At 48.9% G+C, this 7,582-nt stretch carries 6 protein-coding genes; 1 reads left to right on the forward strand and 5 read right to left on the reverse strand.

Going from position 1 to position 7,582, the window contains the following annotated elements; genetic code table 11:
• Positions 1 to 59: 59 nt before the first annotated feature.
• Genes JF818_RS15835 through JF818_RS15845 form a run of 3 tightly spaced genes read right to left on the reverse strand, consistent with a single transcriptional unit; the run spans position 60 to position 3,638 of the window.
• Entirely contained in the window at positions 60 to 719 is a 660-nt protein-coding gene (locus JF818_RS15835) for a YitT family protein (RefSeq protein ID WP_198893011.1), read from the reverse strand.
• Positions 720 to 726: 7 nt separating this feature from the next.
• Positions 727 to 2,763, reverse strand: a complete 2,037-nt coding sequence (locus JF818_RS15840) for a hypothetical protein (RefSeq protein WP_198893012.1) — start codon at positions 2,761 to 2,763, stop codon at positions 727 to 729.
• Entirely contained in the window at positions 2,754 to 3,638 is an 885-nt protein-coding gene (locus JF818_RS15845) for a glycoside hydrolase family 43 protein (protein WP_198893013.1), read from the reverse strand. The genes JF818_RS15840 and JF818_RS15845 overlap by 10 nt, the downstream gene beginning before the upstream one ends.
• Before the next feature lie 109 nt (positions 3,639 to 3,747).
• Between JF818_RS15845 and JF818_RS15850 the strand changes: the two genes are divergently transcribed.
• On the forward strand, positions 3,748 to 4,842 hold the full coding sequence (locus tag JF818_RS15850) for a mechanosensitive ion channel family protein (RefSeq protein ID WP_198893014.1): 1,095 nt from the start codon (positions 3,748 to 3,750) through the stop codon (positions 4,840 to 4,842).
• On the opposite strand, the gene JF818_RS15855 is transcribed toward JF818_RS15850, so the two are convergent.
• Both JF818_RS15855 and JF818_RS15860 read right to left on the reverse strand, forming a co-directional pair.
• Positions 4,827 to 5,099: a PG0541 family transporter-associated protein gene (locus JF818_RS15855; protein WP_198893015.1), complete on the reverse strand. Its 273-nt coding sequence runs from the start codon at positions 5,097 to 5,099 to the stop codon at positions 4,827 to 4,829. The genes JF818_RS15850 and JF818_RS15855 overlap by 16 nt on opposite strands.
• 1 nt (position 5,100) lies before the next feature.
• Positions 5,101 to 7,582, reverse strand: a 2,482-nt coding sequence (locus JF818_RS15860; RefSeq protein ID WP_198893016.1) for an efflux RND transporter permease subunit, incomplete at its 5' end; no start/stop codon positions are given.

Below are 7,582 nucleotides of genomic sequence, written 5' to 3' on the forward strand. Positions count from 1 at the left end.
GAGCATCTCTCAGAATTGCTTACCTTGATAGACACGTTGGCAACTGAACTGCAATAAGATTATCTTACACGTACAATAAAACGTTTCATTCTCTTGTAGCTGTCCACCATATTTTCATGGTGGACTTTCTTTGGATCGAAGCGTAGCACACTGAAAGTTATCTGGATGCAGAACCCGATCAAGACCGCACTGAGAAGGGTCCCCCACCCCAGCATGCCACCAAGGAGAAAACCAACCAGGGAGACTGCAATCTCCAGGATTCCACGACAGGTACCGGCTGACCATCCACTTTTTCTGGAGAGAAATACCATCAGGGAGTCACGCGGACCCGCCCCATAGCCAGTGGAGATATAGAGATAGGAGGCAAAGGAGATGACAAAGAGCCCTCCGATCATCTGTAGTGCACCGATTGCAGGGTTGGATCGCTCAGGAAACAGCCCACTGTCCAGCAAGACATTGATAAAAAGACCAATGACCACCATATTGCTGATGGTTCCCACTCCTATCTTTTCTCCACCCAAGAGGACAATAAGACCAAGTAAGAGCCCAACAATAATCGTCATACTGCCTATCTTCATGGAAAACAGGGCTGACAGTCCGGCATGGAACACATCCCATGGGCTGTAGCCTATATGTGCCTGCATCGTCAGTACAATACCAACCGCATAAGCAAACAAACCAATGGATAGACGCACCAAGCGCCCCACTTCTTTTTTCATGCCACTCCTACCAAAACTTTTTCAAACCTTCTGCTTGTACTACCCAACCTTCTTTCGGGAAACCAGGATACGGAGTTTCACTTCCCTCCCAACCGCCTGCCATCAGGGCAAGAGCAAGAAGGAGTGCACCGTTACCAGGAAGGTACAGAGGGAGGTCTTCCTTTGGTCTTTGGGCATTGTGCCCATTTTGAGTATAGGTGTTTTTCGGCGAGTCCATCAACAAGAGGTCAAGAGCCATTTCTGGTTTTCCCAATCTTGCTGCGGTCATGGCCATCAAGGGGAAGTCCCACCCCCATAGCTCATTGAGCTGCCACTTCTCCATAACATGCATGAGGGATTGTTCCATAACCTTAGGATCGACATCTCTTCCGTCAAGCAGACCAAGACTGAACAGAAGGGAGGGATGGTCGTAGGCATAGGCTGTGTAGGTATCGGGGCAATTCTCCTGAGCAAGATAGAGCCCATCTCTCATCGGAAGAGGGGCCAGATTGTCCAAAACATGCTTCCATTTGGGATCAACGGGTTGCTCAAACTGTTCCATGAAATCAATGGCCTCCGAGAGCGCCCATCTCCAATAAGAGAGCTCGAAGGTCGGGTTGACGGTTTGCTCAGAATCATGGTTTTCCTGTACAGGTATTACCGGAGGACCAATGATGTAAGATTTTCTCTTCTCATCCCAAATGACATAGTCCACCATGAAGTCAGCAGTTGCCTTGACGACTGGAACCCAGGAAGAAAGCAACGCTGACTCTGGATGCGTTTTTCGTAGGAGAGAGCCGTAGAATATCGGATGAGGCTGTTGCCAACAGAGCAAGGTACCAATGGCAGAGGGACTGTCATTTCCACTTGGGTCGGTCATCTTGGGCCATCGCCCACCCTGGTAGCCTTGGCTCCTGGCCCGCTCATATGCCCCAGGGAGAATATCGAGATAGTAGGAAAGAGAACGCTCCAACAGATGAGGCTGACCATAAAGGGCAAAGTGTGCAGCATGAAGGAGGTGCATCTCCAGATGGAACTTGCCATACCAGCTATTGCAGGTAAGACCAGTCTCTGGTGGAGGCGTATTCCCGCTGCACTGGATGGCAAGCAGATAGCGTGAGAGGATCCCTCTTCGCTGCAATTCTTGTGCTCTTGGATCTGATGAGGAGGAAAGGTCAATAAAAGCACCATCCTGCCAGAAGGAGGCCCAGTGAAGAGTACAAGCATCAAGTGCTTGGTTGAAGTCCACTACTTCTTGCCTCTCCTGCCCATGTTGGAACAACACACCAACCTCCAGCATCTCTTGGGAAGCAGTAATTATGAACTCATGTGTTGCTGATTGTCTAAGGCAGGCATGCTTGCTTAGCAGTATATGTACCTCATAATGCATTGTATCAACGGTTCTCTTGATGCAATATCTTCCATCACCGTACTCCACCAAAACACTTTGGTGACTCTCAGGTTTTGTATAATCACTGGCGGTAATATCATGGGATGGATAGGGAAAGCGTAAGACAAGATGCAATTTCCCTCTCTTAAGCAGTGGGGACTTTAGGCGAAAGGATAGTTGGTCTTGCTTTGGATGACAGAGGGTATGAACCTGTACAGGTTCATCTTCTACCATAAAGTCACTGGTAATAACCCCGCTGTACAGATCCAGTTCCTGTGTGAAGGATGTACCATTGTTGATGTCATACGGACCACTCGCTTGCAAACCAATATGAGCAAGATTGCATCGGTGAGGATTTACCCTGAGATCATGAAAAAGCTCCTCTTGGGCGGTATCATCACTCATATAGCCGACAGTTCTGCCTGCATGCTCATACTGCTTCAGTCTGAGCCGATCGTAGTGCTTCTCTTCCTTTCCTGGGTAGTTGTGCAACCCCCAGCTGGACAGGGTACACAGTGGAGTCTTGCCCTTTATATGGGCAATCCGGCTCTGTGTCCCGGTACAGTCAACGGTATAGGCAAGGTTCCCATTTCCCACAGAGAGAAAGGAATCGGGGTCCCAAGCGTGTACCTTGGGATTCATCTCCTGGACCAGTCTTTTTCTCTCTATCGGCATGCAAGACCTCCCTCAGTTTCAGTAAGAGGAACAAAAAATGGTCTCTCATTCGGGGTCTTGTTTGGGCTATGGTAGGTAAGATAGAGTTCTCCTTCAAAGGTCTGGAAGATCATGCCATGCCCACCATCACTGCTTATCAGTGGCATTGTTTGCTGTTTCCAAGGACCTCGTATCGTTCCACTTTCGCTGGTCGCATATCCCATTGCATACCCAGAGGGGGCAACACTGGACCAAAGCATCAAGAGCGTACCATCACTGGTTCTGTGCATAAACGGACCATCGGTCACTTTTGCATCAACCAACCCAGTACCATCCCTTCTGGGAAGTGCTTTCGGCCAAGAAGCCTCTGAAGCCCTGAAAAGCAGTACAGGATCCCCAATTGGCGTACTGAGATCACTGCTCAATTTCCTGGCACATACCTCTCCATCATTGATCTGCACCCACTCATGGCAGAAGACAATCCAAGGCTGTGCTGTATCGTCAAGGAAGAAAGTACCATCCAGGCACTCCCACTCCAGCGGGGTGGCAGGTTCATCCGAAACGGGAAGAAAGGGACCCATGGGAGATTCACTGACAAGGATATGGGTACCGCGACAGTGTCCCGGGGCAGTGAATGTCGCAAAGAGATAGTACTTGCCCTGATAGGTGTGTACCTCAGGAGCCCAGAAGTTATGGGTTCCCCAAAAACCTTCCGGAGGGGTAAACACTGTAAAAGGGCCCTCCCACTCAAGCAAGTCAGTACTGCTGTACACTTCAAAGCTAACCCCAGGAGCTTTCCACGGATCCTTGTCAGTGGTTCCGTAGAGGTAATAGCTTGTGGATTCCTTATCGGAAAGCACAAAAGGGTCACGCATCTGTATCTCATCCAGTTTCATCACACATACTCCTTGGTTTGAGTGTGATTATATCCTACAAGGGCTCCCCAAGAAAGTACGATTTCTTTTTCATTTGTATGGTAGGGAAAATCTGTCTATACTGGAATGTATGCAAACACTATTGGAATGGGAATATCTAAAAGCACTATCGGTTATTGTCGTTGGTTCACTTATCTTGTTGTTGGTGAATATCATCCTTAAACGTAGAATCCGTAAAATGGAGGCAAAGAAACAGGAAGGGAAGAAAACCATCAACCTGAATTTCATGCGGTTCTTCCAGAAAATTGCTGTTCCCTTGGCCTTCCTTGGATTGCTGACTGTAGCGGTGGAGATGGTGGCATTTGATGATCAGATCCAGAAAATCGTTAAGATCAGTTTTTCCATCATCATGACCTTCATCATTGTCCGTTCTCTCAACAAAACACTTGAATTGGCATTCTCACGATACTTTGATCATGATTGGGCAAACCATGACCGGGAGAAAAATCTCAGACCCTTGTTGTCCTTGATCAAATTCATCTTCTGGATCATCGGTATCATCTTCCTGATGGCAAATCTCGGCCTCGACGTCTCCACTGCCCTTGCCGGCCTTGGCGTTGGCGGTATTGCTGTAGCCATTGCCGCCCAGGGAATCCTTGGGGATCTCTTCAGCTACCTGGTCATCTTCTTTGATAAACCTTTTGAGTTGGGTGACTTTATCGTCTTTGGTGACAAGGCAGGCGTGGTTGAACGGATTGGCATCAAATCAATCCGCATCAGGGTACTCTCCGGTGAGTTGATGATCATCGCCAACTCCGACCTGACCGCTGCACGCGTGCACAACTACAAGCAGATGCTCAGGCGTAGGGTTGTCTTCAAGATTGGCGTACTCTATGAGACCCCAGCAGAGAAACTGGAGAAAATACCAACCATCATCAAGGATATCATCGGCTCAGTACAGACCATTGAAGGGGTCATCTGTGACCGGTCCCACTTCTTTGCCATCGGGGACTCCTCCCTCAACTTTGAAACGGTCTACTACGTGCCAACCAATGACTATAACATCTATATGGATACCCAGCAGGAGATCTATCTCAAACTCGTGAGGGCATTCAAGGAAGAAGGCATTGAGTTTGCCTACCCGACCCAATTGGTCTACACCAAGGCAGGGGCAAGCAGCACAGTAAAAACAGAGGTGGTTCCTCCTCCTCAGATCACAAAGTAGCCAATACCCTCATGGTCATACTTCTTTTTCACCAGTTGTATGGCCATCTCAATGCTCCGGAGGGTTGCATCCTCGCAGTACATGATCAAGACAAAATTCTCCTCCGGCCACACATCATCCCCAAGCTTGGGGATGGTGTTTCCTTTTCCATGGGCAGTGGGAATAATTGTATAATGCATTGGTACAGCATAGTGCTCAAGTGCTTCCAGGACATCTTCCAGAATCGCCTGGGCTGCTATGATTTCCACTCTTCTCATCTCATTCCCCCTCCGCATAGTTTTCAATACTCTCTACATCCTGCTTCTTTTTATCTTTGTTGAAGAGTGCATAGAGCACCGGTGTGAAGAAAATGGTCATCAGTGTACTGATCGTCATTCCTCCAATGATGGTTTGCCCGATAGGCTGGATCTGCTCTGCTCCTTGTCCTCCAAAGAAGGCAAGGGGGATCATACCGAAGATGGTGGTCAAACTGGTCATAAGAATCGGCTTGAGGCGGTTTCCACCTGCCTCAATACAAGCCTCTCTGATCTTCAGTCCACGCTTTCTCAGCAGATTGATGTATTCGATCAAGACGATACTGTTGTTTACCACAATACCAGCCAATATGATCAGGCCGATCGCACTGATCAAGCTGAATGTTTCTCCGGTTATCAGATAGATACCCACAACACCGACAAGCATAAGCGGCATGGAGAGAAGGACAATGAAGGGATTCCTGAATGATTCAAACAGGGATGCCATTACCCCGAACACCAACACGATTGCGAGAACCAAGATCAACCAAACCTGGCTGAACATCTGTGTCATGTCGGCAAAATCACCACCATATTCAATGAAGACATCACCTGATGGCTGAAGTTGTTCTTTCACCAAGGCTTTGATGTCCTCTTCTGCCTGGCTCACTGCATAACTCCCTTGCAGTCCACCAACCACGTGGACTGTGCGCATCTCATTCTCACGATTGATGGAAACAGGGCCTGTAGCTCTCTCTATGGAGGCTACATTATCCAAGCTGATCTTCTCGCCCATGGAGTTGCGTACAAAGATACGCCTAAGGTCGAGCTCACTGGAGCGGTCCTCATCCTGAAGGATGACCACCACATCCGTCTCACTCCCGTCGCTCTTCAGTTGGGTAGCAGTAAGCCCATTTACACTGTAGCTTATCTCATTGGCAATACTCTGCATGGTAAGGTTGTAGGCATAGGCACGTTCGCGATCGATCACCACCCTGAATTCGGGTAGGCCTTGGGTGAAGTCAGTACGAACTTCCGTTACTCCCGGCAGATTCTCCTCGATCAGGTCACGGATTTGCTCAGCAGTGGCGACTGCTAGGTCCAGATTATCGCTTTTTACCACCACATCAACAGGGTTTATATTCCCAAGTCCCATGGACATCTGGCTGAATGAGAATGAGGCGGATGGGTAGAGTGGGAAGTATTGTCGGAGCTTCTCCTGCACAGTTTGCATGCTGTCAGCACCCTCTTCATCGGAGAGAGAGATCTGCAAGGAACCACTGTTGGTCCCTCCCCCGCCGAACAGGCCTCCACCACCGACGGTCACGATCAGGTCCTTGTACCCGACTATATCCTGCTTTGCCTGAGCTTCCAGATCACGAAGAAGGCTCTCAGTTGTTTCAAGGGTGGTTCCCTCGGGGAGTGTTGCACTCACCGTAACTGATGTTTCACTCATGGTTGGGTAGAGGCTCTGATGCATCGCACCATAGGCTTGAAAGGTCAGAACCATGATCATTACCACCAACAACAGCGTAAGCCAGCGGTAATCGATGAGAAGCGAGAGCACACGCTTGTATCCTCGGTCCAGAGCCTCGAAGGCATCCTCTGCCTTGTCATCAATGAAGCGAAGTAGACGGAGCCTAAGCGGCTTCTGTTTACGGGTATAAATTTTCACATAGCTGCTGGAGAGCACGGGGATCAAGGTAATGGAGACAACCAAGGAAGCAAGCAGACTGATGATGATGGTTCCCGCCATCGGGGTAATCATCTCCCCAAGCATCTCAAGGTTGCTTCTCAGCAGTACCATTGGAACAAATACACATACCGTGGTCAGGGTGGATGCAACAATTGAGACAATCATTTCCTTGGTACCAAGGATTGCTGCTGCATGCAGTTTAGCCCCTCGTTCGCGATAGCGGAAGATATTTTCCAGAACAACGATTGAGCTGTCTACCGTCATACCCAGCCCAAGGATAAGCCCGGTCAGGGTCATCAGGTTCAACGAGTAGCCTAAGAAGAACATGGAAAGTACGGTAAGGAGCATGGAGATCGGAATTGCTACGCCAATGATCAGGGTAGACTTGAAACTCCTCAGGAATATGAAGAGCACGACCATGACCAGAATCACTCCGTAGAGCAACGATTCATACACAGCATTGATGGTGGATTCAACCATCGTGGAAGTATCCACGATGACATCCAAACTCAGGTCATCAGGAAGCTCAGTATTCAACTGGTCTATGAGTTCATGGACCCGCTTGGCAACCTGTACCGTATTGGCATCAGATTCCTTCGAGACAGAGAGATACACCCCAGGCTCACCATTGATGTATACCTGGCTTGTTGCATCGCGGAATGCATAGGAGACTGTAGCCAGGTCCTTGAGGCGGATAACACTCGACCCTGTCACGTTGCCGGTATTGTCATAATTCGGGAGGCTCATGATCATGACATTCTCAATCTCTTCGAGGGATGAGAACTCTGCATCGGTCCTGAGCAGGTAGGAG

The sequence above is a fragment of the Sphaerochaeta sp. S2 genome, from assembly GCF_016406725.1.
Taxonomy (GTDB): domain Bacteria; phylum Spirochaetota; class Spirochaetia; order Sphaerochaetales; family Sphaerochaetaceae; genus Sphaerochaeta.

What these genes read in the sequence shown, in the direction of transcription:
- JF818_RS15835 (WP_198893011.1), bottom strand. Translation starts at nt 719, where the DNA reads ATGAAAAAAGAAGTGGGGCGCTTGGTGCGTCTATCCATTGGTTTGTTT.
- JF818_RS15840 (WP_198893012.1), bottom strand. Translation starts at nt 2,763, where the DNA reads ATGCCGATAGAGAGAAAAAGACTGGTCCAGGAGATGAATCCCAAGGTA.
- JF818_RS15845 (WP_198893013.1), bottom strand. Translation starts at nt 3,638, where the DNA reads ATGAAACTGGATGAGATACAGATGCGTGACCCTTTTGTGCTTTCCGAT.
- JF818_RS15850 (WP_198893014.1), top strand. Translation starts at nt 3,748, where the DNA reads ATGCAAACACTATTGGAATGGGAATATCTAAAAGCACTATCGGTTATT.
- JF818_RS15855 (WP_198893015.1), bottom strand. Translation starts at nt 5,099, where the DNA reads ATGAGAAGAGTGGAAATCATAGCAGCCCAGGCGATTCTGGAAGATGTC.